Raw genomic sequence first — 26,569 nt, 5'->3', positions numbered from 1 at the left:
CGCCTCCCCTAGGCTGTTTTATCGGGGCGGCCTTCACGCTATAATACAGGCTTATTCCGGCCGCTGGTAGAAGCTAAGCTTCGCCTAGAGCCTTTCACAATCCGAATGCCTTGGTCGTTTGTTTTGCCGCATTATCCGACGCCGAAGCGATGACGCTTCGGCTGGAAATGCTCGGAAGAGGCCATTGGCCCCTGGCAAACCATCGGCTCCGCGCCGCCCGCAGGCCGTAACCGCCAAACTCGAGCGGCTGCGGCCGTGAGATATAATATGAAATTATACCTTGTTCCGCATGTCTCTTGTGGATCCCTCCCGGCCACAGCTATCGTCTTCCAGGAAGAACCACGCGGTTGCTATCGAGATTGGTGCCCGCGTGCGGAGGACGTCGTGACAGCGGATCATCCGCTGGAGATCTGCGTCAAAGCCTGGGAGGGGCAAGGATATGCTAACGAGCACTCTGACGAGACGAAACGTGCTGGCGGGCGGCCTCGCATTGGGTGCGCTGGGCGGTCTCGGTGGCCGGGCCTCCGCGGCCGATGTGATCAAATGGATCGTCGGATATCCGCCCGGCGGATCGACCGACCTTATCGCCCGGCTACTCAGTGCGCCCATGTCACAGACATTGGGGCAGACGATCATCATCGACAATCGGCCGGGCGCCGGCAGCTCGATCGGTGCAACGGCACTGGCCCATGCGCGAGCGAACGGCCTGACGGTCGGGGCCGCCGACAACGGCACGCTGATCATCAACCCGGTTGCCTACAAGAACCTGCAATATGATCCCGACAAGGATTTCCGGCCGGTCGGAATCTATGCGAATATCAACATCCTACTCGCCGTTTCAAAGAATCAGCCCTACAAGACGGTCAAAGACTTCATCGAGACGGCGAAGACCACGTCCGAGCCGATCGCCTTTGCAAGCCCCGGCGTCGGGAGCCCTTTGCATCTGGCCATGGAGCGGCTGGGGCGCGAAGCCGGACTGAAGCTCGAGCATATCAGCTATCGCGGCATGGCGCCCGCGCTGAATGACGTTCTTGCCGGCGTCGTCCCGGCCATCGTCATCGACTATGGCACGGCGCGCGAAGTGATCAAGTCCGGCGACGTGCGGCCGCTCGCCACCTTTTCCGCGTCGCGGATTGCGGCGCTCCCGGATGTCCCGACGTTCGGAGAAGAAGCCATTCCCGGTTTCAGCGCCGGCGCGTGGCAAGGCATGATCGTGCCTCACGAGACGCCCGACGCCGTCGTCAATCGCCTCAGCGATGCGCTGGGCTTTGCCCTGAAGGATGAAAACGTCAAGGCGCGCTATGCGGAGCTTGGACTGGGCATGCCGGCGAGCGATCCCCAGTCTTTCATGAAGCGCTGGCATGACGACAAGGCGGTCCTTCAGCCCCTGATCCGCGACCTCGGGATCTCGCTGTAGGAAGAACAGATGTGCCTGTCGTCGCTCGATGGCGACAGGCGATACCCGTCAAGAAGCAGGCATTATCATCATCAAGCCTCGACTGGCGAAGCCGCGTGGCTTCGAGGCCGTTGTGCGTCATCCGGACGAACGCCTTAGCGGACGCGTCCGTTTACCTTGAGCCGGATCCGATAGAGCGAATTTGTCGCGCATACATACATGATGTTGCGCCGGGGTCCGGCGAAGGTCAGGTTGCCTGCAATCTTTCCGAGCTTGATCTTGCCCAGCAGCGCACCCCCTGGCTCGTAGCAATAGACGCCATCGCCGGCGGTGACCCACAGATGATCGTCGCTGTCCAGCCTCAGGCCATCGTAGATGCCGATGGGGCACTCCGCGAACACGCCACGGCTGGTGACACCGTTGTTGCTATCGACCGTGAAGGAACGCAGATGCGCCGGCCCATCCTCATGATGGCTTTTGCCACTGTCCACGACATAGAGAATGGATTCGTCCTTCGAGAAGGCCAGTCCGTTCGGCATGACCATGTCGGTGATCTTGGCCTCTGCAATTCCGGTGCCGGGATCGACGCGGTAAACATTGCAACCGCCAATTTCCGACTCGGCCTTGATGCCATCGAGATCATGAAAAATGCCATAGGGCGGGTCGGTGAACCAGACGGCTCCGTCGGAGGTTACGACGACATCGTTGGGCGAGTTCAGGCGCTTGCCCTGCCAGCGGTCGGCGATCGTGACGATGCTGCCGTCGTGCTCGGTTCGGCTGACGCGACGATAACGATGTTCGCAGCTCAGCAGGCGGCCCTGCAAATCGACCGTCTGGCCATTCGGATGCCCGCACTCCTGCCGAAACACGCTGATCGACCCGTCTGTCTCGTCCAGGCGCAAAATCCTGTCATTGGGGATATCCGTGAAAAGCAGGTAGCGGCCGGCCGGAAAATAGGCCGGCCCCTCCGTGAACAGACCTGCGCTGAACAGCTCTTCCGGCGGAAGAAGCGGCGCTACCTTGTCCTGGAACCGCTTGTCGACGATCTCGTAATGTTCTGACATTTTCCCTGCTTCCCTACCGGTTTTTCAGACCCCTGGGATGTGGCTTCCAACAATACCGGCATTCCCATGAACATGGACCGGCAACGGCTGCGAACCCGTTTAAAGGTCATGCGTGCCGGCTCCAATCGCACGGGGCCGGCACGTTTTCGGAAAGCCTTCCGAACTGGGCAGACTGACGACGCCCGGCGCTATTTGGCTTTAATCATATTCGACATCGTCCAGTCGTAGGTGTACTTCAGCCAGGCGATATCGCTGTCGGCCATGCCCTTGTAGGTCGTCCTAAGGTCTTCCATGGTGATGGTCGGGACCGGCAAGATCATCTTCATGGGTACGTCCACGCCGCCGAGCTTGGCGACGGCCACATTCACGGCGACACCGCCGATACCGGGATCGGTGTTGATCGCTACCGACTGATAGCCCGATTTCGCATTGAGTTCGAGGAGCAGGTTCGTGTCGACCCCGTCGAAACCGTAGACCTGGAGGGGTACGTCACGTCCCGCAGCCATGAAGGCTTGCGCCGCGCCGAATGCCGCAACACCCTGCGAGAAGATGATGTCGATCTGGGGCAGGGTCGGCAGAATGGCGGAGACCCGCTGCTGGGCGACCGATTGGTTCCAGTCGCCATAGACCTCCGCCACAAGCTTGATATCGGGATATTTCGCGAGTGCCTTGACATACGCATCCTGGATGGCTTGTTCCGCCGCGTTTCCGGCCAGACCGCGAATGTTCAGGGCATTGCCTTTGCCGCCCGTCCGTTCGGCGACGTAGCTGACATACTTCTCGCTAAATTCGTTGTAGTCGAACTGCAGGTCGATCGCCTTCTGGTTGGTGACCGAGCCGAGCGCCGTTGTGAGAACCGGGATACCGGCGCCGACCGCATTGTCGATCGCACCGTTGAGCGCTGTGTCCGAAAGCGGTTCGAGAATGATGAAATCCACGCCTTGCAGCGTCATGTTGTTGATTTGCTGGATCTGCGTTTGCGTATCGCCTGCCGCATCAACAACGGTCAGTTCGACCGTTTTGTCGCCCTTGGCCGTAATTTCGCTGGCAGCCCATTGCGCCGCGGCGAGAAAACCCTTCTGCCAGCCATTGCCCTGGAAGGGCATGGCGATGCCGATGGTGATTTTTTCGCCGGCGGCCTGCGCGGAGCCAGCCCCCAGGGCCGCTGCGACCATCAGCGTTCCCGTGAGTATCCAGTGTTTTGCGAACGTTCTTGTCATGTGTTCCTCCTCCTTGTTGTGATTGTGACGTGATGTTCCCGCATCGCGGGCTAGCCGCGGTTCGATGAGCGGGCTGCCACGAGGCAGACCGTTCCGAGGACGATCAGTCCCTGGATGACGTATTGGGCTCCGATGCTCAGTTGCAGCAGGATCAGGTCCGACTGGGCGAGGGTCAGCACCAGGGCACCGATCGCCGTTCCGAGGACCGACGTGATGCCCCCGGTGATGCGGGTGCCACCGACGACCACGGCGGCGACGGAACCCAGAAGATAACTGCGGCCGAGATCGGCGGACACGCCACCCTGGTAGGTGGCAAGCAGCGCGCCCAGCCACGCGGCGAGGACTCCCGACAATACGAATGTGCCGAGCGTCAACCAGCCGCGCCGGACACCGGCCAGCCGGGCTGCCTCTCCGTTTTGCCCCATTGCGTGCAGCTGCAGGCCGAAGACGGTGCGCGACAGCAGAATGGCGACCAGCGCCAGCGTCGCGATCGTTGCCGCCAACGCCCCCGAGACGCCGGCGATCCGCAAGCGCAGCGCCGCCTCGAACAGCCCGCCCACCCGGGTGAAACCACCGCCCTGGATGGCAACGATGAGGCTGTAGATGATGTAGCCCGATGCCAGGGTCGCGACGATGGCCGGAATGCGAAGCCGGACGATCAGAAGGGCGTTCAGGGCGCCGGCGAGACCGCCGGCCAGCACCGTCAGCGCCAGGGAACCGGCAATATTGCCCTGCCCGAGAAGGCCTGCGGACATGATATATGCGCCGAAGGTGATCACATACGGGAGCGAGAGATCGAAATTGCCCGGTTTGCTGGCGATCACGACCATCTGTGCCGTTCCGGCCAAGGCAAGGAAACCGGCAATGGTCGCGTTGGCCAGCAGGAAAGACAGCGACAGGGAGCCGGTGACCACTCCGGCAAGAAGCCAGAGGAAAAGGGCTGCAGCGAGTGCCCCGATCCACGACTGCCGCAGAAGACGGCGCCAGAGGCCGACCGGCGCTTCCGGAAGGGGTGCGGGACGATCGATGATGCTGGTGGTTTGGTTCATGACGCGGTGGACCTGGAGAGGGAGCGGAAGCTCAGCGCCGTGATCAGCGCAAGCCCGCCGATCGCGGTCGAATATTCCGAGCTGATTCCGAGGAAGCCAAGATTGGTGGTGATCAGGGAAATCCCGACCACGGCCATCACCGCGCCAATCGGGGACACGAGCCCGCCAGCAAAACTCGCGCCACCGACGACCACCGCGGCAATGGTGGCCAGGGTGAAGTTCGAGGCGACGTGGGCATTACCGGCTCCTGTGGCAGCGGTCAGAACGAGACCCGACAGAACGGCGAACACTCCCGCCAGCGCATAGAGCGTGATCCGACCCGCCAAGGCCGAAAAGCCGAGCGACACGTAGGTCCGCCGGTTATGGCCGAGGGCGCGCAGGCGGATGCTGTAACCCCATCCCTGACAGATCCACAGGCCCAGCAGGGCGAGTGCGAGGAGCACGTAACAGGCCAGCGGGAGTGGCCAGAGCTTGAAACGGGTCAGAGCGGCAAGCCACTCGGGCGATTGTCCTCCCGGCGTCTCCCGAACCATGAGTCCCAGCCCCAGCCAGACGAAAGAAGCACCGAGCGTCGCCACAACCGAGGAGACCCCAAGGATCTCGACAATGAAAGCCAGCAGGACATAACCCATGACGATGCCCAGCATTGCGATCATCGCAATCGCCGGGGCATCGACGAGATAGGTGGCGGCAAGCACATTGGCGAGGCCAATGGCAAAGCCGAGCCCGAGATCGATATCGCCGCCGAGAAGGAACAGCATCTGTGCCAGGACGGCAAAAGCCAGCGGCATCGAGGCCTGCAGCAGCAGTTCAAGCCCGAAGGTGCTAAGCGCGTTCGGCTGCAGCCAGAAGGCCAAGGCAAACATAGCCACCATCAGGAGGGCCGCCGGCAGGGATCGCCACGACAGGAGATGGCCGAATGACGCCTGTCCGGAGAGGGGCTGTGCGGATGCAGCGGCGGCAGGTTCGACCTTGACGGTCTTCGGCGGCGATGTGCCGTTCGAAACCTGCCCTCTCCCCTGCAGCGAAGAGGGCTGCATGAAGGACGCCTGCACGATCCGCTCCTCGGTTGCCTCGGCACCGGAGAATTCGGCAACGACATGACCGCGCGCCATAACGTAGACCCGGTCGCATTTCTGAAACTCGGCCACCTCGGTCGAATACAGGATTGCGCTGCGGCCCTTCTCCTTTACCTTGTCGAGGATGGAATAGATCGAGGCCTTGGCGCTGGCATCGACGCCGCGAGTCGGATCGTCCAGAAGCAGAAGCTGTGCCTCGCTGGCCAGAGCCCGGCCGAGCAAAGCCCGCTGCTGGTTGCCGCCGCTGAGGCTGACGATTGGGGAATTGGCGCGGTGCGAGAGACCGAGTTCAGCCAGCCAGTCCCCCGCGGTCGCCTTGAGTGCGGCAAAATTGACGAAACCGAACCGCGAGAACCTAGGCGCCGCCGAGATCGCCACGTTGTCCTCGACGGTCCAGAGCGGCAACAGACCCTCGCGCTTGCGATCGCCGCTGACATAAGCCATGTCGCTCTGCGAGACGATGGCCCCGATCGTGCTGCGCCGCGCGTCGAAGACCGCCTGGAGCAACTCCCGCTGCCCTGCCCCTTCGAGCCCGGCAATGCCGACGATCTCACCCTCGCAGACATGAATGCCGACGTCGTGCAATCGTGGCGCCGACAGGCCGCGGACTGTCAGGAGCTCGCGCTGCGCGGCGTCCGTCACCTGCGCCGAGGCGGGCATCGTCGGCTCTGCCGTCGCTCCCAGCAATGTCAGAAGCCGATCGTGTGTCAGGGTGCGCCCATCGCCGTCGAAATGCAGCCTGCCATCGCGAAGGACGACAACGCGGTCGGCAAGCCGCAGCGCCTCTTCCAGTTTGTGCGTCACGTAGATGATCGCAACGCCCTCGGCGGCTTTCCGGCTGACCAGATCGGCGAGCTGATCGGCTTCCTGCAACGACAATGCCGACGTCGGCTCGTCGAGAATGACGAGGTGCGTGCCGGGTTCCGTCATGGCCCGCGCGATCTCGACCATCTGCCGCTCGGCCACCGAAAGCTGCGAAACCTCCGCACAAACGTCGATGCAATTGCCGGGGAAGACCTGCAAGCGCTCCCGTGCGCGGCGCATCATCTCGCGGCGCGACGATCCTGCCTTTTGCCGAGATGTAAGAGCCAGATTCTCACCGACCGTGAGGTTCGGAAAGGTCGAAAGCTCCTGAAATACCCTCTGGATGCCCCGCGAGCGCGCTGATCCTGCGATGTAGCTGTCGAAATCGACCGCCTGGCCATCGAGCGCCATGGTACCCGCGCTCGGCTGTAAGGTACCGCCGATCATGTTGAGAAGGGTCGATTTCCCCGCGCCGTTCGGCCCGAGAAGCACCAGGATTTCTCCGGCGCGGATGTCGAGCGTAACGTCGCGCACAACCGTGCTGGCGCCGAAGCTCCGTGAAAGGTCACGGACAGAAATGAAGGCGGCCTTATCCTGTCGCGCGCCTGATGGATCGTCTCTCACCCTATCCTCCTCCCGAAGATACTCTGCAAAGTGCGGACCCCGGTTCATTCGATCCGGATTGCCACTGTTCGCACCTCCGGCCATTCACCGAAGGATGCGGGCGATTTCCTCGAGCCGCCCGCTTAACACCGAGGCCAGCGCGCTTAAAGGCAGGCCGTCTGGCCGCCATCGACCGAGACGACAGCGCCCGTCATAAAGCTCGCGTCGTCGGTCAGAAGGAAGACGATAACGGCCGCGATCTCCTCCGGTTCGCCCATGCGTCCGATTGGATGCGCCGCGTTGATGCGCGCTACGGCGGCCGGATCCTTCAGCATGTATTCGACCAGCGGTGTATTGGTCATGCCGGGGGCCACGGCATTGACACGGATACCGAGCGGGCCGAGTTCGGGCGACATGGATTTGGTGATGCCCGAAACCGCGAATTTCGAAGCAACATAAGGAAGCCGGTTCGCAACCCCCATGACGCCGGCGCCGGAAGAGATATTGACGATGGCGCGGGGTGTCTTGTCGTGCTGAACGGCCCGGACGAAGGCCTGGCACATATTCACCGTGCCTCCGAAATTGACCGCCAGAACACGCTCGAGCTTTTCAGGCTCAACATCGAGAATATTGGCCACGCCGGTAATGCCTGCACAGTTAACAAGACCGTTCAGCCGGCCGAGCCGAGTGCGGGTTTCCTCAGCCAGCGCTAAAGCTGCCCGCTGGTCGCAGACGTCGAGCACGGCGCCTTTGACACGCGGGCTACCGTCAAACTCAGAGACGATCTTGTCAACCGCGTGCTCTGTGACATCAATGGCAACCACATCCGCACCCTCGGAATGCAGGCGGCGAACGCAGGCAGCACCGATACCGCTTCCCGCACCGGTCACCATCACCGCGCGACCTTCAAATCTCTTCATCAATTCCTCCACCGACGGCGCTTGCGCCAACCTGCCTATCCGCTCCTGCGACGGGTCTTGCGACCACGAAGAGTCGTGCGAGCATCCGCCGCTCACAGGCCAAGGGTATTCGTAGTGAGCACGTTTTTGTCAACGGATCGAAATCGGCAAGACAACGTAAGAAGACGTTCGCAATCTTTGAAAAATTCTGAATTATTTATGTTTATCAAGAACATAATAGAACTATACTAAAGGAGACAAGGTATAACTAAAAATTATACCCCGCTCGGGATGGGCGCGTCTTCGGAATACCGGCATGGCGTTGAGGGCCGGTCAGCACGATGACGCGACCGGGTGCAGGCACAATCTGGTCAGGACACCCAAGCACGTCCCGAACTGTCTGGCGACGAAGCGCAATGTCGTCCTTCTCTTGTCAAGACGGCTCCGCCAACATAGCCGCCGATTGCGCGAAGGTTAAAATCTCCGCTTATATAAACACTGGCGTGACTTTGGATTTCGGCTCGCTTCTTGAATGCCCATCTGCTCCAATGGATGTCTAGCAGGGTGCAAACGACCTAAGCCTCTCACAAGCGATGGCACCGTTCCCCGCAGTGTCTCCTGTCCAATCATACGGCTTTGCGTAGCGACATGCGCAAACTCTCCAGCCAACGGAATGACGATCATGCCAGAGAACGACGTGAAACCTTCGCATAACCTTCGTCTTGTCGGTCGGAAGATCGTCATCACGGGAGCGGCTTCGGGAATCGGGCTGAGGACGGCGACCTTGTTCATGGAGGAAGGCGCGAGTGTCATTCTCCTTGATCGAAACGCCGATGCTCTGAAAGCGGCACATGAAGGTCGTCACGCCGTTCTCACCGGCGTCGACATCACCAGCGAGAATGAACTTGCGGAAGCGATTGCTGATGCAGCAGAGATCACTGGCGGGATCGACGGAGTGATCAATGCGGCCGGCATCATGATGACCGGCCCAACCGCCGAGTTGTCGTCCCAGACTTGGCGTCAGGTCATCGAGGTTAATCTCACCGGGAGCTTTCTAGTTGTTCAGAACTGCCTCCCGTGGCTGACGCGCAACGATAGCGCAACGATCGTCAATGTTGCCTCAGGAGCAGGACTTCTGCCAAATGTCCCAGGACTTGCGGCCTATGCTGCTTCGAAAGGCGGCATCATCGCTCTCACGAAGGCGCTGGCTGCGGATCTCGCTCCGAACATTCGCGTCAACTGCGTGTGCCCGGGCATGGTCGATACGCCCATGGCCGATGGATTCCGTGCCAATGTCGGGAACTATGCCTTGAAAAGGATCGCGGACCCCCTGGAGATCGCGCGCGCCATGCTGTTCCTAACGTCGTCGGAGTCATCTTACGTGACAGGCGCAACGCTCGCTGTGGACGGCGGCAGAACGTTCCACTGACGACTGGTGACCGGCGTATTAAACGGAGGAACGCCGTTGCTCTGTCGGCCTTTCAAGGCTCTTCGCTTAGACAAGAGCCTGCTGGCTGGCTTTTGTATTGCTAACCGCCATATATGCAATGGAGCTCGCCACAGCTTCTTGAGTTGAAATCAAGATGCTGTGGCTGGCTCGCCGAGCTTGTTAGGCTGGCACGTGCTTATGGTCGAAGACGAACTTCTTCCAGCGGCGGATCGTATATTTTGTGAAAATGGCCTCGCGAAAGAAGGGGTCGTTTTCAATGTAATCGATGGCTTCCTGACGAACGTCAGTATCCAGCAAGATCAGGCCACCGTTGGGAAAATCGTCTTCATCAGGAAAAAAGCCTCCGCTTGCGATGATGCGGTGCGCGTTCTGCATGACGTAGTCGATATGCGTCTGCCTGATTTCTTTCTTTCGTTCCAGAACGCCCATGTCATCTGTAAACGTTATCGCATAGGCCATCTGTGCCTCCTTGCTGACCATGATAAGATGAGGATTATCATGCACACATAGGCTCGAACGCGGCCGACTATCCCGTGGTCAAAGTATCCGTCACATCGACAAGCTGCAACGATCACCGGGTTCCGGGTATAACCTGATATTATCACGCTCACTCACAAGACGCCCGAACCTAAATGCTTTCCGATCGGGAACGACCGGGCAAGAACATTGCTCTGCCCATGCAAAGTGATCCTTCATGAGGTATGTCTTATGAGCCTCAGAAGGACATTGAAATGCCAGCGAAGCGACACAAGGCAGAAAAGATTGTCATGAAGCTTCGTTCGGTTGACGTGCTGAATGCGCAGGGAAATTCGATAGCGGAGGCGATCCGGTCTACAGGATTTGCGAAAGTTACATACTAACGGTGGCGTTCCGATACGGGGGTTTGAAGGGCTGTTGGCCTCTTGTTCCTCTCAACGCTCGAACCCGGCACGCTTATCTGGCTTTTCCTTGCCACCTACATGTTCATCATCTTTGGGCGGGCATTTCTTTGGACACCGACATACGCAGCCTCGCTCGGTGCTCTCAACAAGCATCTTTTACCGCATGGCAGCGCGATCATGAACACGATCCAGCCGCTCTCGGGGGCCGCCGGCATTGCGATGGCCTTTTCGATCATGACTGCAACTACTGCGGGGCTCTCACGTCTGCTGGGGAAGCCGTTCTATGGCTCGCAATGAGTTCGACTTTATCGCCGTTAAGCGCGCGATGATCAGCAATCCGGACTGGGCAAACAAGGTGCGCCAGAGCGATACGGCCGGGCTTAAAGGATTTAGTTCCGGCGGGCTTGCTGAGCTGGTCTGAGAGACTTCTCTGCGGTCCGCCCCCTCTGCTACATTCGGTGTACCACCAACGGCAACCACGCTCTCACTGGGGACGAGGTGAACTTCAGGCGTACCTAAAGCCTTAATTGTAAGTGTTCATTTCGCTGGGTGTTGGCGCAGTGGATTTTGCCGCCCGCAGCGTGTAATTCGGCTAGCACGTGGCGAAGGTAGGCCAAGGGCGCGATGCCGCAGGCGCGGCAGGTCAGCGTCGGGCTACAGACGAAGCGCCGGCTCTGGCTCCATCCACGGTGTCGCTGAACAGTCAGGATTTTCTGCCGGTTGCAAAAACTCTGATGTCCCGTTCCAGCAAATTGTTGTCGATCGGCATCCTGCCGTCTTCGGTGTAGCGCGTCAGACATTCCCATTGGTTGAGCGTATAGGAGATCGCGTCGCCGAGCTTAGTGTCAGGCACGACCTTGGGGGCTATCCTGTCGAGCCATTTTTCAGGGCATCAAGGACTGGAACGCTGTGCTTCTGGCGCAAGCGCCGGATGCAGCCGGCCTGCGTTTCGCCTTCCTCCTGCTTTTCGTCCCACACCTGCCTTTCAATCCGGTAGAGCTGGTCGAGCAACTTCAACGCCTGCGCCGGCAGGCCGCTTTGTTTCTTCCCCGCCTTGAAAGCGTTGACGAAGCGTCGCCGGGCGTGAGCCATGCAACCTACATGCGTTGCGCCTGTCAAGGTGCGACAAGCCTGATACCCGTCTCTCATCAGAATTCCGACGGTAGTCGTCAAGGAAAGTCTGCGGATGCACCTGCCCACGACCGGGCTGGTAATCGAACAGCACAATCGGCTCGACGCTGTCCCGGCCGCTGCGATAGGCCCAGATGTAGGACTCGTCAGTCGCTCCTTCAGCGCGTCACAGATGCGAACGAGGTGCTTTTCGCTGGAGCCGATCACCCAATGGCCAAGAGCGCCACGGCAGACAGGGACGCCAGCGCGCTCGAAGGCCTGCGCCACGCGATAGAGCGGTGTGCCGTCGACATATTTATGAATAAGAGCAAAGGCCAGCGTCGAGGCCGTGGCATGCCCGGCAGGGATGTGCGGGCATCGGCGCGATGATAATCGGAGTGCTGATATCGGTGCGCTCGCAGTTGCGGCAAGCATACTTAGCCCGGGCGTTCTGCAGCACCGTGGCCTTCACCTCGATATGCAACTGCCGGTGAAGAGTTCGCCAATCCTATGCAACGTATCGTGGCAGCACGGGCAGGTCTTCTGATCGTCGGCAAGGTCGTATTCAACGCGTTGGCGGGGCAAATTTACCGGAAGAGGTTCACGTCCGCGCTTGCGTCCTTCGGTCTTGGCCACCTCTGGCAATCCCGTGTTGGAAGCTCAGTGGCATAGGTCTCGTCACAGTCGGCCTAGCCTCATCAGCAACGGCCTCAAGAGCGGCCTTCTCGGCTTCATTGAAGACGCGGTCATATGCTTTTCGCTGCGCGGCGCAAAACGATGCAGTTGCGCAAGCGCCGGTTCTTCCTCAAGCTTGAAGACACGCTGCTCAAGGGCATCTCTCTGAGCCCGCAGCGTAGCGTTCTCGGCTGCATTCACCGCCGAAAGCGCCATAAGTTACGCAACCGTCGGGGTGCCGGCTCGTATCATCGTAGCTTTGAATCTGAGCCGCCCCGCTCCGTCAATAGCCTTCAGCCGACGAACTCATACTGCCGAACAGGGTGGCGCACGATCGCGTCGAGATCGGTGCCGTCAAGCAGCCAGCGCAACTGTTCGGTATCGAGCGTCACGACCGGCGCCTCGCGGCGGGGCCAGCGAACCGGTCTTCCGATAAGGCTTTCAAGACAAGCACGAACCCTGACCGCTCGAAGAACAGAAGCTTCATCCGGGTGCGTCGGCGGTTGCAAAAAACGAAGACGGCACGTTTGAACGGCCTCAGGACCATCGACTGCTCGACCATGATCGCCAGCCCGTGATCCCTGCACGAAAGTCGGTCGGGTCCCGGTGAAGATAGACGCGAAGATCGTCAGCCAGCCGGAACATTGCACCGCCCCCGAACTTCGATCATCACGGAAAGGGCCTGTGTTGATTTCCACTGAGAGCTGACCCGGCATTTCCACCGAGAAGTGACCCGCCTTAGGTATCGTTCGTGTTGGTCGTGGTGGTCAATTTCCTACGTTTTTCCTTTGCGGTTTTGGGCTCATGAGCTGAGCTGTTCTTGAAGCGAAAGCTGTCGTTTCCTGTTTCCAGGATGTGGCAGTGRTGRGTAAGCCGGTCGAGCARCGCGGTCGTCATYTTGGCGTCGCCGAAGACGCTGGCCCATTCGCTGAAGCTCAGGTTGGTSGTGATGATGACGCTGGTGTGTTCGTAGAGCTTGCTCAGCAAGTGGAAGAGCCCGCCTGAWGCRCTGAACGGCAGGTAGCCAAGCTCGTCGAGAATGACGAGATCGGAATGTGTCAGACGGTTGGCGATCTGGCCTGGACGGCCCTGAGCTTTCTCTTGTTCCAGAGCGTTGACGAGTTCCACGGTCGAGAAGAACCGAACTCGCTTATGGTGATGCTCGATGGCCTGGACACCGATCGCAGTCGCGATGTGCGTCTTGCCCGTGCCGGGGCCGCCGACCAGGACGATGTTGTTGGCGTCGTCGAGGAAGTCACAGCGATGAAGCTGCTGCACGAGGGCCTCGTTGATCTCGCTGCTGGCGAAGTCGAAGCCGTTCAGATCACGGTAGGCCGGGAAGCGTGCCGACTTGAGCTGATAGGCTGTTGATCGGACTTCTCGTTCCGCGGTCTCCGCTTTGAGGAGCTGGGACAGGATCGGAATGGCAGCTTCGAACGCCGGCGATCCCTGCTCGGTCAAATCACCGACGGCATGGGCCATGCCGTGCATCTTCAACTGTCGCAGCATGATGACGATCGCACCGCTTGCCGGGTTATGACGCATGGCGAAGCTGAGGAATTGTTTCAGCTACTCTCACGTTTCAAAGTTCGTTCTGGGTCGGCTACGCGCCCATTGCAGCCGGCATCGAGAATGACCGCGACCCGGTCATCTTTCGCTCCTATGAGGCAGATGACCGCAAAGGTCGCCCGCGCCTCCCGGGGTAATGCTGTGGTAAAGGCAGAAAGCTGGGAAGAGTTTTGATGAGCAGGATCTATCGCCACTAGGTCGATCTCAGCCTTAATTCGATGATTGCCTCATTTCGTTCACCCCTTCGAGCGGCGGAGCTCTCGGGCAGTCACCTTCACCTTGATGGGATACGAACACTCGACAGCTAATTTGTAGATGGTAGGCCCTTGATGGTCTCAGGTGCTGGTCAACCGGAACGCCTACAGATTGACAGCCAGAACCGACGTTTTCTGCCTAACAGGGATGCCGCGCAGGATGAACAGATCAGAGAGCACATCGATGACATCGACCGCCTTCAGCTTTCTCTCGACCCCCTTGAAAGCGGCTTTACTCTGCTTCCGCCGAGCACGGCTTGTTCCAAGAGCTGGATATCGATTTCTCCGGCCTGCATAGGCCTTCCCATCAGATAGCCTTGAAGCTGGTCGCAGCCGGCAGCTCTCAGGATCTGCGCTTGGTGCAGGTTCTCGATCCCCTCTGCCGTTACAGGAATATCCAAGGCGATGGCCAACAAGATCGTTGCCTTCAGCACGTCCTCGCCGTTCGATTTCTCCTCGAGCGCCGTCACAAGCGAACGGTCGATCTTGACACGGTCGAAGCCGAAAGTTCGCAGTGCGCCAATGCTGGCATAGCCGCAGCCGAAGTCGTCGAGAGCGAACCGCACGCCGATTGTCTTCAGCGCGTTAATCGAGCGCCGCGCCTGGTCGGGGTTCGACATGAGAACACCTTCCGTGATCTCCAAAGTCAGCCGTTTAGGATCGAAGCCCTCCGTCTCAAGAGCCGTGGAAACCATATGCGAGAAATCTGGGCTGCAGAGCTGCAAGGGGGAAACGTTGACGGATAGGTAGAGGTCTGGCCAGCGCCTTGCCTGGGCTATCGAAGTGACCAGCATATGACGTCCGAGTGCGTCGATGAGCCCGGCCTTCTCGGCCAACGGAATGAAGACTTCCGGGCTGATCTGTCCTCGTGGTCCGTCCCAACGCGCGAGCGCCTCCACGCCGTGCATGGACCCGTCTACAGCGGATACAAGTGGCTGGAACACCGGCGTGATGGCTCCGGATGCGATCGCCGCGCGCAGGTCACTCTCGAGCAAAGCCAGGTGTTCGCGCTCCACGTCCAGCGCCGGGTCATATCGCACGACCCTGCCTCGGCCATCCTCTTTCGCCCGGTAGAGCGCCATGTCAGCGCGTCTGAGAATTTCCAACGGCTCGACCGGTGCTATGGCGCATGCCGTTCCAATACTCGCGCCGACCTCGATGATCCGTCCACCGATCTCGAAGGGCGTGCGGAAGATATCGAGTATAGCTTCGTCCAGGTCGGTCAACGTCGGTCCTCGCTGGACAAGGGCAAACTCGTCCCCGCCAAGACGCGCTACGCTGGCAACAGACGGATGCAGGTTCGTGATAGCCGCGGCTGTTCGACGGATCAGTTCGTCACCCACGGCATGACCCCAGGCGTCGTTGACAGCTTTAAAGCCATCGAGATCGATCATATGCAGGGTCAGCAGTCCATCGTCCGCGCGGGCGTTCTGGACAAGGCTCATCGCCAGCAGAAGGCCTGCCCGGTTATGTAACCCCGTCAAGCTGTCATGGGTCGCCTCGTGTTTGGCAACCGCTGCCAAGGCTGCGAGGCGCTTCGATTCAACTGCACCAAAGACGAGAACCCCGACGAGGAAGACAAGCAGGATTGCAATGGCGGCATAGATGTAGGGCTGGACCAGCTTGAACAGCGCGAGACCAGGACGCTGGCTACTCCATGACAGGTATCCGATCACCTTGCCGTTGGCGTCCCTAAGCGACTGATTGAGCCAGCCAGGTTCCTCTGTTGCAGCCAGCCGCAAATCCTTGAGGTCATACTGCACCGACTCTGCGGCAAGGACTTCCGGGGTTATCTCCTTCAGCATCGTCAGCACGGGGTGACGATAGGCTGGTTGATCCTCAAGTGCGAACGGCTGGATCGCATTCGACGCGACAAGGAAGACGCGGTTTCCAGCGGGCAGAAATTTCACAACAGGTGGCTTCCCTGCCACCGCGGCGCTTTCTATATGCTTGGCAAAAGCAATCCCGAACATTGCAAGGGGATCGAAAGGCTGGCCGTCCAGATAGGCGGAAAACGGCTTTCCAAGCTGATCGACAGCAACGACGGCATCATATAGCGGATAGTCTGCGGACGTCTTTCCCCAGTTCTCGTAGGCCCAGCCTACCGGGTCCGATCCGGTCGCAGCGCTGAACGCATCGTCCCAGACGGAGTTGTCCTGCAACACTCCAGACAAGCGGCTCTTCAAGGAAGAAATGGAAGCCTGCGCGGCTCTCGTCGCACGCGCATCGTCGATGTCGTTTGCTGACGTTACCATCGTACCTACGACGTGGGTCATGAGCGCAGTAAGCACCAACCCCACAAACAGAAAGAAGAGCGTGGCGCAGGCGACAGACGAGATGCGAGGACGGCGGGGGAGTAAAAATCGGGCGTTCATTAGCAGTCCAGAATGCGGAGGACAGGGTCATCGGCGACTGCACGGAAGGCATCATGCCAGGCTTGTCGCTCGTCCGGTTCTAGCATTGCTTCATATAGAATCAACGAACGAAGATCGTTAACAAGCGGGCAGACAAGTGGAAGGTTAGGTTAGGCACAGAAAAATCTGCGATTCGTTCGAAACAAGTCGTTGAGGCTGGAGCCGGCGCAAGCGCCGATACTCCAGATGCTGTCTGTTGCAATTTTTGATTTTTTGCCTGAGCTAGACGACGACTATATAGCACCGATTGGCTCGGATAGACTGTTCGAAGTGCAGATTTAGACTGACAGAGCGGAAGCCAATCAGTGGGCGATGAAATCTTTACACATACTGCATTCTTTTCAACGACGGATAGGAATGGCCGTGGCTAACGGCCCCCATGGATGAAGGCTATAGTATCTGTGACGAGGCTGATCGCCCGTAGCCTGTTCTGCAAATGCGGGCATCATCGATCAACTCGCAAGACGCTGGTACACAGACAGATTCCCTGTTGTCTTCGCTGGAGCTATAGATGAGCTGGACTGAGAGCCAATCTCAAACTGACCGATCAGATCAAACAGTCCTTCTGCCTCCTTCGCGAGGGAATGGCTTGCGGCTGTCGTTTCCTCGACCATTGCCGCATTCTGCTGTGTACCCTGATCCATCGTATTAACGGCGGTATTGATCTCCTTCAGCCCAGTGGCCTGTTCTCTCGCGCCTTCGACGATAGCTGATACATTCGTATTTACCGACTGAACCTGGGTAACGATCTGCTGCAACGCCTTCCCGGTTTCGGTCACAAGCAGGACACCGTTCTGTACCTGCTCGCCGGACTTTGAGATGAGCGTTTTGATTTCCTTGGCAGCCGACGCCGACCGTTGCGCTAACTCTCGGACTTCCTGTGCGACGACTGCAAACCCCTTGCCTGCATCCCCCGCGCGGGCGGCTTCGACACCTGCGTTCAATGCAAGGAGATTGGTCTGGAAGGCGATCTCATCGATGACCCCTATAATGCTGGAGATCTCTCGCGACGAAGCCTCGATCTCCCGCATAGCGATAATAGCGCGGTCGACGATCTCACCGGAATGCTCTGCCGACTGGCGTGTGTCCGCCACTTGCTTACCGGCTTCCGCAGCCCTACGGCTTGAGTCCGTGACGGTTGTCGTAATCTGCTCAAGCGCTGCTGCCGTCTCTTCCACCGAGGCCGCCTGCTGCTCGGTCCGCTTGGAAAGATCATCCGCAGCAACTCTGATCTGGTTCGAGCCGGCCGCGATCGCCTGGGCGTTCTGACCAATGCCCCGCATGACATCTTCAAGCTTGGCGACAGCGCCGTTGAAGTCCGAGCGGACCTGGTCAAGACGGTCGGCAAACTCGGAAGTGATGCGGTAGTTCAATCTGCCGTTCGACAGTTGTCCCAATGCGTGACCGATGTTGTCGACCGCAAAGCGAACTTCCTCTGCCTCCTTGGCCTGCTGGCGCTCTCGCTCGATCCGCTCATGCTCCGTCTGCGAGCGGTTGCTCGTCGCTTCTTTTTCTAGGCGGAGACGTTCCAACGCGTTGTCGCGGAAAATCGCGACCGTCGAGGCCATTTTGCCGATCTCATCGCTTCGGGCTTCTCCGTAGATCTGAACCTCCAGGTCGCCGGCAGCTAGATCGGCCATAGCCGCAGTGATCGAGTTCAGCGGACGGACCACCCCTCTGAGCACGGTCCAGATGGAGAACGCCGCAACCGCCGCACCGAGTGACGAGAGGACAATCATCAGCGTGTACAGCGTTGCAGTGAGCTTGGTACCTTCTTCAAGATTCTGCTTTGCTACGCCGATCTGCAGGTTGATCAGCTTGGCAATATCGGTTCCGAGCGGGTCGATGGTCGGATAGAGTTCGGAATCGTTGAATTGTCCCAAGGCGGCCGTATCTCCTGAAGCGAGGAGCCCGCGGAGCTTCGCGATGCCTTTGCTTGCCTGACTACGCGTGGCAGCGAAGTGGTCCGCCAGTATTTTCTCGTCGGCTGTGAGCGCGGTCGCGGTATACGCCTTCCACTGCTGCTCGATCAAGACCAGCGCATTGTCCACTGCTTTCAAGCCATCCTTCGCAGACACCTGCTGCGCCCGCACCTTGTGTGCGGTGTCAACGATATCGACCGCGAACCCGTCACCGATCTGTTTGAGTTGCTCCATGGGGATGACGCGATCCGAGACGATTGATCCAGCAATTTTTGCCTGCTCGCTCATTGCGTAGAATGTGAAGCCGCAAACAGTCACAAGCGCTGCCGTTAGCAAGGATATACAAGCAAGAAGTTTGAGCCGAATTGTCATGATCTGCTTCCCGACGGAGACCTGGTTGAAAGCGCGATACTGTATATATCGCGTAAGAAGCATCAATAAGTGAACGGATTTCGTGCACATATATTCAGCTCCACTGGAGGATTGTAGCGGAGAGATTGCAAATATTTTGTGTATTTTTTACCAAGTCCACGGATTAAATTGTATTTTTTGAGCATTTGCACAAACGGGAGTCATACAGCCACGACGTACTAGCGACTAACTTACATCAGACATCATGCACTAGGAGACAGGTCATTCCATGAGCATCAGAACATTCGATGGTTAAGGGGCACCGCTGTTGGTTTCCACGCAGAACTGAGCCGGTTTTTCCACCGAGAAGTGAGCCACCTCTGAGTATGGTTTTCTGATCAGGGTTTGGTCAAGGGGTTGGCTTTTTCTCCTTTCTTCTGCGCTGCTGCAGCCGAGCTGGCATTGAAGCGGAAGCTGTCATTTCCTGTTTCCAGGATATGGCAACGGTGGGTCAGACGGTCGAGCAGAGCCGTGGTCATCTTGGCGTCGCCGAAGACTGTTGCCCATTCGCTGAAGCTGAGGTTGGTGGTGATGATGACGCTGGTGCGTTCGTAGAGCTTGCTCAACAGGTGGAAGAGCAGCGCTCCGCCTGAGGCGCTGAACGGCAGGTATCCCAACTCGTCCAGGATGAGCAGATCGAGGCGCACCAAGGTCTCCGCGATCTGGCCCGCCTTGCCCTTGGCCTTCTCCTGCTCGAGAGCATTGACCAGTTCGATGGTCGAGAAGAAGCGGACCTTTCGGCGATGATGCTCGATCGCTTGGATTCCAAGACCGGTCGCGACATGCGTTTTTCCAGTGCCAGGGCCACCGATTAGGACAACGTTCTGCGCCCCATCCATATACTCGCATCGGTGCAGTTGGCGCACGGTGGCCTCGTTGATCTCGCTGGCAGCGAAGTCGAAGCCGGAGATGTCTTTGTACGCAGGAAAGCGAGCGGCCTTCATATGATAGGCGATGGAGCGGACCTCGCGCTCGGCCATCTCGGCCTTCAGCAACTGTGACAGGATGGGCACGGCCGCATCAAAGGCAGGAGCCCCTTGCTCGATAAGGTCTGTGACGGCTTGGGCCATGCCATACATCTTCAGGCTCCGTAGCATGATGACGACGGCAGCACTTGCGGGGTCATGACGCATGGCGACCCCCTGCGATCCTGGCGCGTAGGCCATCATAGCGTTCGACATTGGCCTCGGGTTCACGCACCAAGGTCAGCGCCTGTGGCGTATCGATGTCGGGACCATCGATTGTCTTGCCGTCGATCAGCCGATGCAGCAGGTTCAGCACGTGCGTCTTGGTCGCCACCCCCGCATCCAGGGCCAGTTCCACAGCCTTGAGGACGACCTGTTCGTCGTGATGAAGGACAAGGGCCAGGATATCGGCCATCTCACGATCACCGCCGGGGCGGCGAAGCATCTGATCTTGCAACTGTCTGAAGGCCACCGGGAGTTCCAGAAAGGGTGCACCGTTGCGCAGGGCACCGGGTTTGCGCTGGATGACGGCAAGGTAATGTCGCCAGTCGTAAATCGTTCGCGGCGGCTTACCGATGAGATCCTTCAGCGGATGCCGGACGAGCGCCGTTATCCGCGGGCCGCAGCCGAAGCCGTGCGTGGTTTCCTGTTGTTGCGTCTCGGCCTGCATCTGGGGCTTCGCCAGAAAAACCTGCGCCAGCTTCTGCTCTGCCCGCGCGGTCATTTTCCGCGCTCCGAGCGGCGGCTGGAAGAACTGAAGCGGGGCGAGTTGCGCTGGAACGACCGCGAGCGGGGCTGGGAAGTGCTTATCCCTGCCAACGCCTTCAAGAATGCCCACTCGTCGTTCTTCGGCTCAAAACCCTTTCGGCTGGTTCTGCCCGATCTCATGGGGCTCTACACGCATCTCGACGCCTATGTCGAACGACACCGCAGCGTTCTTCTTGGAAACGCGCGCGATCCCGAAACCTTCTTCGTCAAGACGGTGAAGACCACCAGCAAGGATGCGGCCTACGACCAGACGACTTTCTATGAGGCATGGCGGCTGACCATCCAGCGGTACGGGATCTACAATCCCTACACCGGCCGCGGCGCGATCGAAGGCCTGCTGCCACACGGGCCACACAATGTTCGCGATGTGCTCGCCACCCACATCCTGAAACAGACCGGCTCCTACGAGCAGGCAAGCTATGCCATCCAGGACACACCCGACATGGTGGCAAGGCACTATGGCCGGTTCCTGCCGCAGGATAAGGCGGCGCTGGCGGCGAAGATCCTCAATCAGGTCTGGCAGGCGGCGTGAGGACCATGTGCCCCTCGCGCAGGCTCAGGTCTAACATGCAAAGGGAGCGGCTGATAACCGCTCCCCATTGCAGCTTCGTCAGTACGGAAACAGGTAATGCTTCCCCCTCCACCTGCAGGCTCACGACGTGCGGCTATATCCGATTACTTCTCGATGATGGTTCCAAGGCTGCTCGCCGGCCCCTTCAACGCCGTACATGCTGACGACCAGGCATTGGCGTCATCGCCGATGGCAGTTCTCAACCAAGCCAGCGTCATGCGCTTCGTTGCCTCGAGCGCATCCGGCACCTCAACCTCTGTCTCCTTGGCGTCGAGCCCTGCAATGCCACCGAGGCCGTGGCCTACTCCGTGAAGGGTAAGAAGCGCATGCGCACCAACCGCGTCATGGTAGGCATCGGCGTGCCAATCCGGGCCACGGGGCGTAAAACGCGGGTTGTCATCTGCCCCGCAGACGACCAGGCTCGGCGTCGCGAGGTGTGAGAAGTCGAGGTCAAAGAATGGAAAGCGCGCGGCGTTGTCTTCTGTCAGATCTTTTCCACCACGTCCGGGAGCGGTGAGAAGGATCCCAGCCTTAACGCGCGGATCGCCAAACATTTCTCCATGAAGGCGTGCACCCGTTAGCAGGCTCACGGTATGGCCACCGAGGGAATGTCCTGCCGCCGCGATGCGGTCATGGTCAAGTCGGCCAGAGACGGCCGGCGCACGCTCCTCGATCTCTGACAAACGGTCGATGATTGTCCGTATCTCAGCGACGCGCTCGCGCCAGAAGAACGGCGCTCCTTCGGCGTCGTCAGGACGGCCGCCGACGCGGGAGCTCGCGTGGGTGGGCTGGATGACAGCAAAGCCGCGCTCCGCCCAGAACTGCGCCAAATGCGCGTAGCCGTCCTTCGACGGAACGTAGAATGACGGCCCGAATCCATGCGACAGAATGACGATGGGGAGGCGATCGCCTTCTGCCGGTGCAGTCAAACGCAGTTCCAGAGGCGGCCGTCCGTCGATGTCGAGGCGGATCGGCGAGTAAGCTATCGTGAGGGCCCCGACAGACGTTGGGATACGGCGCGCGATATCGATCAGATTGTTCGTTGTCATTTGTGGGTCTCCTTGTGCGCTGCCAAGATGGACCCACAGGACGGGACGATCTATATTTAAACGTCCGTACCTATTTCGTGAAAGTCCAGAAATGTCCGATCCACTCGCCCAGATCGTCTCGCTGCTCAAGCCCGTACCATCGATCGCCAAGCTGGTTACGGCCGGCGGGACGTGGTGGGTCGAGCGTCGCGAGCTTGGTAGTCCTTTCTATTGTGCGATTGTGGAAGGACGCTGTCTGCTGACGATCGCCGGCAGAACGCCGATCATCCTCGAGTCCGGGGACTTCGTTCTCGTGCCGCAAATCCACGAATTTACCATGAGCAGCTTTGAGCCGCCTCCGCCGGGCACGTCATCGCAACGGCTGGAGACCGGTCCCGGCGTCTTCCGCCTCGGCGATCCTGACGCACCGTCCGAAGTCACGGCCATGGTGGGTCACTGTTCCTTCCGAGCGAACGACAAGCAGCTGCTGAGCTCGCTGCTGCCGGACATCGTTCATGCTCGAGGCGAGCGGCGGCTCATGGATCTCGTAGGGATGATTCACGCCGAGATGGTCGGCGGACTTGCAGCGCGGGACATGATCCTGAGCCGGTTGCTCGAAGTTCTCTTCATCGACGCTCTTCGGAGTACGGGAGGGGCTGAGACATCTCCCGGACTGTTACGTGGGCTTTCCGACATGCGCCTGGCTCCAGCTCTGCGACGCATCCATCAGGACCCGAGCGGAGGCGTGTCCGTCGAAGAACTGGCAGAGACCTCCGCTATGTCTCGGTCGGCATTCTTCGACCGCTTCCGAAGACAGGTGGGCGTCCCTCCGATGGAATATGTGACGGGCTGGCGCATGGCGATTGCAAAGGACCTCTTGATCCGGCGAGAGGCGCCGCTGGTCGAGATCGCAACGCGGATCGGTTATGCCTCCGCCAGCGCATTCAACGTTGCATTTACGCGGCATGTCGGCGTCACGCCAGGGGTTTTCGCCCGAACAGACTGACCTCGACAGCCCTGTCCCGCCGCCTAGTTTATGCTGGCTCTGCCCTGCAATGTCTGTTTCGAAGGCACCAAGTACGAGACGCCTGCCAGACCTTTCGTGTTCGCAGCAATTGGGCTTTCTAAAGCTACCGCTTTACGAGAGATGCGGCTGAGCAAGATCGCTCGTTGTCATAGGAGACGCCGTTGCAGAGTCTGAAAAGTGGACTGTGGCTCAATGAGCCCACAAAAGCACATGCTTCGGATACCGAGCTTTCCGTGACGACCGACGCCAACACGGATTTTTGGCGAGAAACGCACTATGGCTTTGTGCGCGACAACGGCCACTTCTATGCATTCCAGACCGAAGGCGATTTCACCGCCCAGGTTCGGATTCAGGCAAATTTCACGCATCTCTACGATCAGGCCGGCCTGATGGTCAGGCTCGACGAAAGACGGTGGGTCAAGACCGGGATCGAGTTCTCGGACGGATATGGCTTGCTCGGCAGTGTGCTGACGAATGAAGCCTCCGACTGGGCAACGGGGCGTTATGACGGCGACCCATCAGATTTCTGGATAAGGGTGACCGTCCAGAGCGGCGTTCTGAGGATACAAGCTTCACACGATCGGCAGACTTGGCCACTCGTGCGCCTCTGCCCATTCCCGAAAGCGGACCATTATCTCGTTGGACCCATGTGCTGTACCCCCGAACGTTCAGGTTTGGAGGTCAGATTTAGTGAGTGGCAATTGAGACCGACCTTGGGCAAAGACCTTCACGACCTGACGTAGCTGCCAGAGCTTTGTTTGGCAGCCGCAGCATCTGCTTCTCGCGCAATTCACGCAGATGTGCCGAGGCGCATTCCTGACAGGCAATCATCCTCGCCAAAGTCGAAAGCACTGGTGGTCGCCGCCTGGCAACCTACATCATAAATCTCTGAATCACAGAGACGACCTCATACGCGATAACGCCTCGGCCACAAGGTTTGGTGCAGCAATCCATACGGCGCCCAATCCTACATGCAGCGCTCCGATTGTCATCAGGATGCTGCGGAACGGCTCTTTGCGCGTTTTGTGACCAAGTACTTGCTGGGCGGCAAGGGCTCCAAGGCTTCCACCGACAATAGCCAGCCAGAGCAGCGTGCTCTCGCGAACGCGCCACGCTCCCTCTACCGCAGCTTTCTTATCCCACCAGTAGACGCAGTAGACCGCGACGTTGATGAGAAGATAAATGAGAAGCAGTGTCAGCTGTGTCGAACGGTACATAGTCGAATATATGCATGCGGGCGTTAACCGCCGGTCAATCATCGGTTCGATGATTGACGCAAGTTTCTTTGCGACGCAGCCTGCCGCGCGTCACTGGAACGGCATCAAATGGCATAGTGCCAGGAAGGGATCGTGAACGATCTGATCTGTTCCGGAAACTCACTCCCTCATAACCGGAAAAGCTTTGGGTCCACTTGCGGGCAAGACGTTTGAGATGTGGACATGGGCAGCGCGTATCTTGTATTCTACATGTACCCGTTGCTGAGTGGTGAGGATGAACGGAGGCCACGATACGATTTCTGGACCGCCTCTTGCGCCGCACGCAGGCCGCACTGGTGCCGCTGACGTCCTGGCCCGACGGCCCCGCGCCTGCGGAGGTTCCGTTATTTCCCGATGGCATGAACCCGATCCTTCGCCTTGCCGACGATTGGCGCTTACCCCGTCACGAAACGCGCATGGAAGTCTTGGCGCGCTGCGGCGTTCTGCCCGATCCGATCTACAACTGGCCAGCGCTCGTCCTCACCCACGCCGAACCTCCACCAGGCGCACTCGCGCCTTGGACGGCAAGCGCCTTTGAGCGCATCCCACCCCAGTTTCCGATCACCCGTTTTACCGCCCTTGCGTGGTTTAAGGACGACGCGCACGCCAACCTTCGACGCGTCGCTGACCATCTAACGGCATCGCTCGGGCCCGCGCCGGTCGGTCAGCGGTGGAACACTGTCGTTGCCGCCTGGCGGTCGGGGCTGGCTGAGGTCTCGCTGACAGCCTGGCCGCCGGATTGGCAGTCGCACGGTCTGCAAAACCCATCCGAGGATCGCGACCCGCGCCTTAGGACCGCCTGCCACCTGACGCTGACGACGGGCTTCCGCCTGGCTCTCAGCGCGAGAGAACGAGAATGGGTGACAGGCTTCCTGCCTCTCGCGTTCGACGGGGATGTCGGGACAGCGCGCATGGCTCAGGCTGGCCGCCTCTCGCCGGGCGAGACAGAGCTCGAATATGTGCGCGACCCAGAAGATCTGGTCAAGGACCGGCAGCGGATGCTTGGGCTGTCAGCAGACGGCGAGGCGCTGATCGTGGTTTCGGATCAGCTCTTCGTCATGCCCCGCACCGACATTCTGCACCTTGAGGTCATCCGTATGACGCCGGCCAAGGGCGGGGGCGGCTCGTCGCTTCATGCCCATTGTTATACGCACGCACCCGGCGCGGACAGCCAGTCTGTGTTTCTAGCGCAGCACGGCGATCCAGACGGCATGACGGCGCTTGGGCAAGAACTGGGCGAGCGGCTCGGTTGTTTGGTCGAGGTCAGCCCCTACTACCCGGATTGCTGACCACGTAGGGATGACGGCTTGGACCAGCGTCGATAGGATGCCGGAGCGAAACGGACAGAAGCGGGCTCGCTAATGGAAGGCAGGAGGACGGGCGCATGGCGGACAGAGACCGGAACCAAGTGGCGCGGAGGAGTGCTTGACCGTTTACGACGGCGCGGCATCTCCAAGCTTCTCGTCCTCCTTCTCGTCCTGCCGGTCGCAGCGGAGCCGCACGAGCCCGGCTACGCGGACGCGAAGATCGCCTCGCCCGCACGCACTGGCCGCGCGGGCGTCCGTCTCGCCTTTCCTGCCGATCAACTGCCGCGTCGCGGGATGCTGGTCGCGACCGGTAACGTCCTGTCGCCGCTGGCGCGCTGGATCGTCATTGATCTCGACCTCATGACGATCCGTCAGGCTACGACCCGTCTGGCCGATGCGGGAGGGCCGGTGGAGATCGAAGGCGGACGCACCGGTTCCATTTCGGATGAGGAGCGGCGCAACGTGATCGCGTCCGGGAACGAGGTCTGGATCATGCCGGATCCCGATCCGCCAGTGCTCGGTGAGCCGACAGACCATCTGTGCAGCGTCGCGCTGTTCGACGGCGATGACGTCCTGCAGGAGGTCGGCTCCGATTGTCCGAGACCACGCCTTGTCGCGGTACTGGAAGCGTTGGCGGCGTCCCGCTAACGGGCGAGCGAGTTCGAAGGGGCATGCGCCGGCGCCTTCTTCCGCGGGGCCGTGGATCGGCTCAGCGCATTGCGAGCCCGAAGGCACCCTGGTCCTATGGCTGCGAGGAAAAAGTGAAGACGGGTCCGTTGTCGGACATGGTGAGGTGCGCTACCCACCAAGCAACCACCACTATCACCGTGTCCTGCGCCATTTTGGA

The 26,569-nt window shown here is 59.6% G+C and carries 20 protein-coding genes and 4 pseudogenes; 10 read left to right on the top strand and 14 right to left on the bottom strand.

Features of this window, described 5'->3' with window-relative positions; genetic code table 11:
* The first annotated feature begins 439 nt into the window (after positions 1-439).
* Positions 440-1,417 (top strand): tripartite tricarboxylate transporter substrate binding protein, encoded by a 978-nt coding sequence (locus ASG39_RS22755; protein WP_062597237.1) that lies wholly within the window; start codon positions 440-442, stop codon positions 1,415-1,417.
* 134 nt (positions 1,418-1,551) lie between these two features.
* On the opposite strand, the gene ASG39_RS22750 is transcribed toward ASG39_RS22755, so the two are convergent.
* The 5 genes from ASG39_RS22750 to ASG39_RS22730 form a co-directional block, all read right to left on the bottom strand.
* Complete coding sequence (locus tag ASG39_RS22750; RefSeq protein ID WP_062597236.1) at positions 1,552-2,460, bottom strand: SMP-30/gluconolactonase/LRE family protein; 909 nt, start codon at positions 2,458-2,460, stop codon at positions 1,552-1,554.
* A gap of 188 nt (positions 2,461-2,648) precedes the next feature.
* Entirely contained in the window at positions 2,649-3,680 is a 1,032-nt protein-coding gene (locus ASG39_RS22745) for a substrate-binding domain-containing protein (RefSeq protein ID WP_062597235.1), read from the bottom strand.
* Between the two features lie 50 nt (positions 3,681-3,730).
* Positions 3,731-4,729, bottom strand: coding sequence for an ABC transporter permease (locus ASG39_RS22740; protein ID WP_082477445.1), 999 nt, complete (start codon positions 4,727-4,729; stop codon positions 3,731-3,733).
* Entirely contained in the window at positions 4,726-7,236 is a 2,511-nt protein-coding gene (locus ASG39_RS22735; protein ID WP_062597234.1) for an ATP-binding cassette domain-containing protein, read from the bottom strand. The genes ASG39_RS22740 and ASG39_RS22735 overlap by 4 nt, the downstream gene beginning before the upstream one ends.
* 143 nt (positions 7,237-7,379) lie before the next feature.
* Positions 7,380-8,165 carry an SDR family oxidoreductase gene (locus tag ASG39_RS22730; RefSeq protein WP_244481315.1) on the bottom strand — a complete coding sequence of 262 codons (786 nt, stop codon included), beginning with the start codon at positions 8,163-8,165 and terminating at the stop codon, positions 7,380-7,382.
* A gap of 631 nt (positions 8,166-8,796) precedes the next feature.
* On the opposite strand from ASG39_RS22730, the gene ASG39_RS22725 reads away from it, so the two are divergent.
* A complete protein-coding gene (locus ASG39_RS22725) occupies positions 8,797-9,543 on the top strand; it encodes an SDR family NAD(P)-dependent oxidoreductase (RefSeq protein WP_156468252.1) in 747 nt (248 codons plus the stop codon).
* A 180-nt stretch (positions 9,544-9,723) separates the two neighbouring features.
* Here the strand turns inward: ASG39_RS22725 and ASG39_RS22720 are convergent, their stop codons facing one another.
* A complete protein-coding gene (locus ASG39_RS22720; RefSeq protein ID WP_062597296.1) occupies positions 9,724-10,023 on the bottom strand; it encodes a YciI family protein in 300 nt (99 codons plus the stop codon).
* 272 nt (positions 10,024-10,295) lie between these two features.
* On the opposite strand from ASG39_RS22720, the pseudogene ASG39_RS24650 reads away from it, so the two are divergent.
* From ASG39_RS24650 to ASG39_RS24045, 3 genes and pseudogenes are all read left to right on the top strand, one after another.
* Positions 10,296-10,421: pseudogene (locus tag ASG39_RS24650) on the top strand (IS3 family transposase); the annotation flags it as partial.
* A gap of 45 nt (positions 10,422-10,466) precedes the next feature.
* Positions 10,467-10,742 (top strand): hypothetical protein, encoded by a 276-nt coding sequence (locus tag ASG39_RS22715; protein WP_062597231.1) that lies wholly within the window; start codon positions 10,467-10,469, stop codon positions 10,740-10,742.
* The gene (locus tag ASG39_RS24045; protein WP_156468251.1) at positions 10,729-10,866 is read left to right on the top strand and encodes a hypothetical protein; all 138 of its coding nucleotides are present in this window, start codon (positions 10,729-10,731) and stop codon (positions 10,864-10,866) included. The genes ASG39_RS22715 and ASG39_RS24045 overlap by 14 nt, the downstream gene beginning before the upstream one ends.
* Before the next feature lie 163 nt (positions 10,867-11,029).
* Here the strand turns inward: ASG39_RS24045 and ASG39_RS24745 are convergent.
* From ASG39_RS24745 to ASG39_RS23565, 6 genes and pseudogenes are all read right to left on the bottom strand, one after another.
* Positions 11,030-12,446 (bottom strand): annotated as a pseudogene (locus tag ASG39_RS24745) (IS66 family transposase); the annotation flags it as partial.
* A gap of 522 nt (positions 12,447-12,968) precedes the next feature.
* Positions 12,969-13,775: an IS21-like element helper ATPase IstB gene (gene istB / locus ASG39_RS22695; protein ID WP_062597229.1), complete on the bottom strand. Its 807-nt coding sequence runs from the start codon at positions 13,773-13,775 to the stop codon at positions 12,969-12,971.
* Between the two features lie 478 nt (positions 13,776-14,253).
* Positions 14,254-16,428: a bifunctional diguanylate cyclase/phosphodiesterase gene (locus ASG39_RS22690; protein WP_062597228.1), complete on the bottom strand. Its 2,175-nt coding sequence runs from the start codon at positions 16,426-16,428 to the stop codon at positions 14,254-14,256.
* Positions 16,429-16,919: 491 nt separating this feature from the next.
* Entirely contained in the window at positions 16,920-18,761 is a 1,842-nt protein-coding gene (locus ASG39_RS22685; RefSeq protein ID WP_162242473.1) for a HAMP domain-containing methyl-accepting chemotaxis protein, read from the bottom strand.
* 377 nt (positions 18,762-19,138) lie between these two features.
* A complete protein-coding gene (istB, locus tag ASG39_RS22680) occupies positions 19,139-19,933 on the bottom strand; it encodes an IS21-like element helper ATPase IstB (RefSeq protein ID WP_062597226.1) in 795 nt (264 codons plus the stop codon).
* A pseudogene (locus tag ASG39_RS23565) lies at positions 19,923-20,336 on the bottom strand (IS21 family transposase); the annotation flags it as partial. The gene istB (ASG39_RS22680) and the pseudogene ASG39_RS23565, both read right to left, overlap by 11 nt.
* On the opposite strand from ASG39_RS23565, the pseudogene ASG39_RS22670 reads away from it, so the two are divergent.
* A pseudogene (locus ASG39_RS22670) lies at positions 20,328-21,065 on the top strand (hypothetical protein); the annotation flags it as partial. The pseudogenes ASG39_RS23565 and ASG39_RS22670 overlap by 9 nt on opposite strands.
* Before the next feature lie 143 nt (positions 21,066-21,208).
* Here the strand turns inward: ASG39_RS22670 and ASG39_RS22665 are convergent.
* Positions 21,209-22,153 carry a dienelactone hydrolase gene (locus tag ASG39_RS22665; RefSeq protein WP_062597224.1) on the bottom strand — a complete coding sequence of 315 codons (945 nt, stop codon included), beginning with the start codon at positions 22,151-22,153 and terminating at the stop codon, positions 21,209-21,211.
* Positions 22,154-22,244: 91 nt separating this feature from the next.
* Here ASG39_RS22665 and ASG39_RS22660 point away from each other — a divergent pair, with 91 nt between their 5' ends.
* Positions 22,245-23,138, top strand: coding sequence for an AraC family transcriptional regulator (locus ASG39_RS22660; RefSeq protein WP_062597223.1), 894 nt, complete (start codon positions 22,245-22,247; stop codon positions 23,136-23,138).
* 182 nt (positions 23,139-23,320) lie between these two features.
* Positions 23,321-23,902: a DUF1349 domain-containing protein gene (locus ASG39_RS22655; protein ID WP_062597222.1), complete on the top strand. Its 582-nt coding sequence runs from the start codon at positions 23,321-23,323 to the stop codon at positions 23,900-23,902.
* A 150-nt stretch (positions 23,903-24,052) separates the two neighbouring features.
* Here the strand turns inward: ASG39_RS22655 and ASG39_RS22650 are convergent, their stop codons facing one another.
* The gene (locus tag ASG39_RS22650; RefSeq protein ID WP_062597295.1) at positions 24,053-24,376 is read right to left on the bottom strand and encodes a DUF1294 domain-containing protein; all 324 of its coding nucleotides are present in this window, start codon (positions 24,374-24,376) and stop codon (positions 24,053-24,055) included.
* Positions 24,377-24,687: 311 nt separating this feature from the next.
* On the opposite strand from ASG39_RS22650, the gene ASG39_RS22645 reads away from it, so the two are divergent.
* Complete coding sequence (locus ASG39_RS22645) at positions 24,688-25,704, top strand: hypothetical protein (RefSeq protein ID WP_156468250.1); 1,017 nt, start codon at positions 24,688-24,690, stop codon at positions 25,702-25,704.
* Between the two features lie 72 nt (positions 25,705-25,776).
* Positions 25,777-26,370, top strand: coding sequence for a hypothetical protein (locus ASG39_RS22640; protein WP_156468249.1), 594 nt, complete (start codon positions 25,777-25,779; stop codon positions 26,368-26,370).
* Positions 26,371-26,569 lie beyond the last annotated feature (199 nt).

Source organism: Rhizobium sp. Leaf371 (assembly GCF_001424045.1).
Lineage (GTDB): Bacteria > Pseudomonadota > Alphaproteobacteria > Rhizobiales > Rhizobiaceae > Ferranicluibacter.
Note: the sequence above shows the minus strand (reverse complement) of the source record. Positions and strands in the feature narration are given on the sequence as shown.

Excerpts from the sequence above, each read along its gene's own strand:
- ASG39_RS22755 (WP_062597237.1), top strand. The coding sequence starts at position 440 with ATGCTAACGAGCACTCTGACGAGACGAAACGTGCTGGCGGGCGGCCTC.
- ASG39_RS22750 (WP_062597236.1), bottom strand. The coding sequence starts at position 2,460 with ATGTCAGAACATTACGAGATCGTCGACAAGCGGTTCCAGGACAAGGTA.
- ASG39_RS22745 (WP_062597235.1), bottom strand. The coding sequence starts at position 3,680 with ATGACAAGAACGTTCGCAAAACACTGGATACTCACGGGAACGCTGATG.
- ASG39_RS22740 (WP_082477445.1), bottom strand. The coding sequence starts at position 4,729 with ATGAACCAAACCACCAGCATCATCGATCGTCCCGCACCCCTTCCGGAA.
- ASG39_RS22725 (WP_156468252.1), top strand. The coding sequence starts at position 8,797 with ATGCCAGAGAACGACGTGAAACCTTCGCATAACCTTCGTCTTGTCGGT.
- ASG39_RS22720 (WP_062597296.1), bottom strand. The coding sequence starts at position 10,023 with ATGGCCTATGCGATAACGTTTACAGATGACATGGGCGTTCTGGAACGA.
- ASG39_RS24045 (WP_156468251.1), top strand. The coding sequence starts at position 10,729 with ATGGCTCGCAATGAGTTCGACTTTATCGCCGTTAAGCGCGCGATGATC.
- ASG39_RS22690 (WP_062597228.1), bottom strand. The coding sequence starts at position 16,428 with ATGAACGCCCGATTTTTACTCCCCCGCCGTCCTCGCATCTCGTCTGTC.
- ASG39_RS22685 (WP_162242473.1), bottom strand. The coding sequence starts at position 18,761 with ATGACAATTCGGCTCAAACTTCTTGCTTGTATATCCTTGCTAACGGCA.
- istB (WP_062597226.1), bottom strand. The coding sequence starts at position 19,933 with ATGCGTCATGACCCCGCAAGTGCTGCCGTCGTCATCATGCTACGGAGC.
- ASG39_RS22665 (WP_062597224.1), bottom strand. The coding sequence starts at position 22,153 with ATGACAACGAACAATCTGATCGATATCGCGCGCCGTATCCCAACGTCT.
- ASG39_RS22660 (WP_062597223.1), top strand. The coding sequence starts at position 22,245 with ATGTCCGATCCACTCGCCCAGATCGTCTCGCTGCTCAAGCCCGTACCA.
- ASG39_RS22650 (WP_062597295.1), bottom strand. The coding sequence starts at position 24,376 with ATGTACCGTTCGACACAGCTGACACTGCTTCTCATTTATCTTCTCATC.
- ASG39_RS22640 (WP_156468249.1), top strand. The coding sequence starts at position 25,777 with ATGGAAGGCAGGAGGACGGGCGCATGGCGGACAGAGACCGGAACCAAG.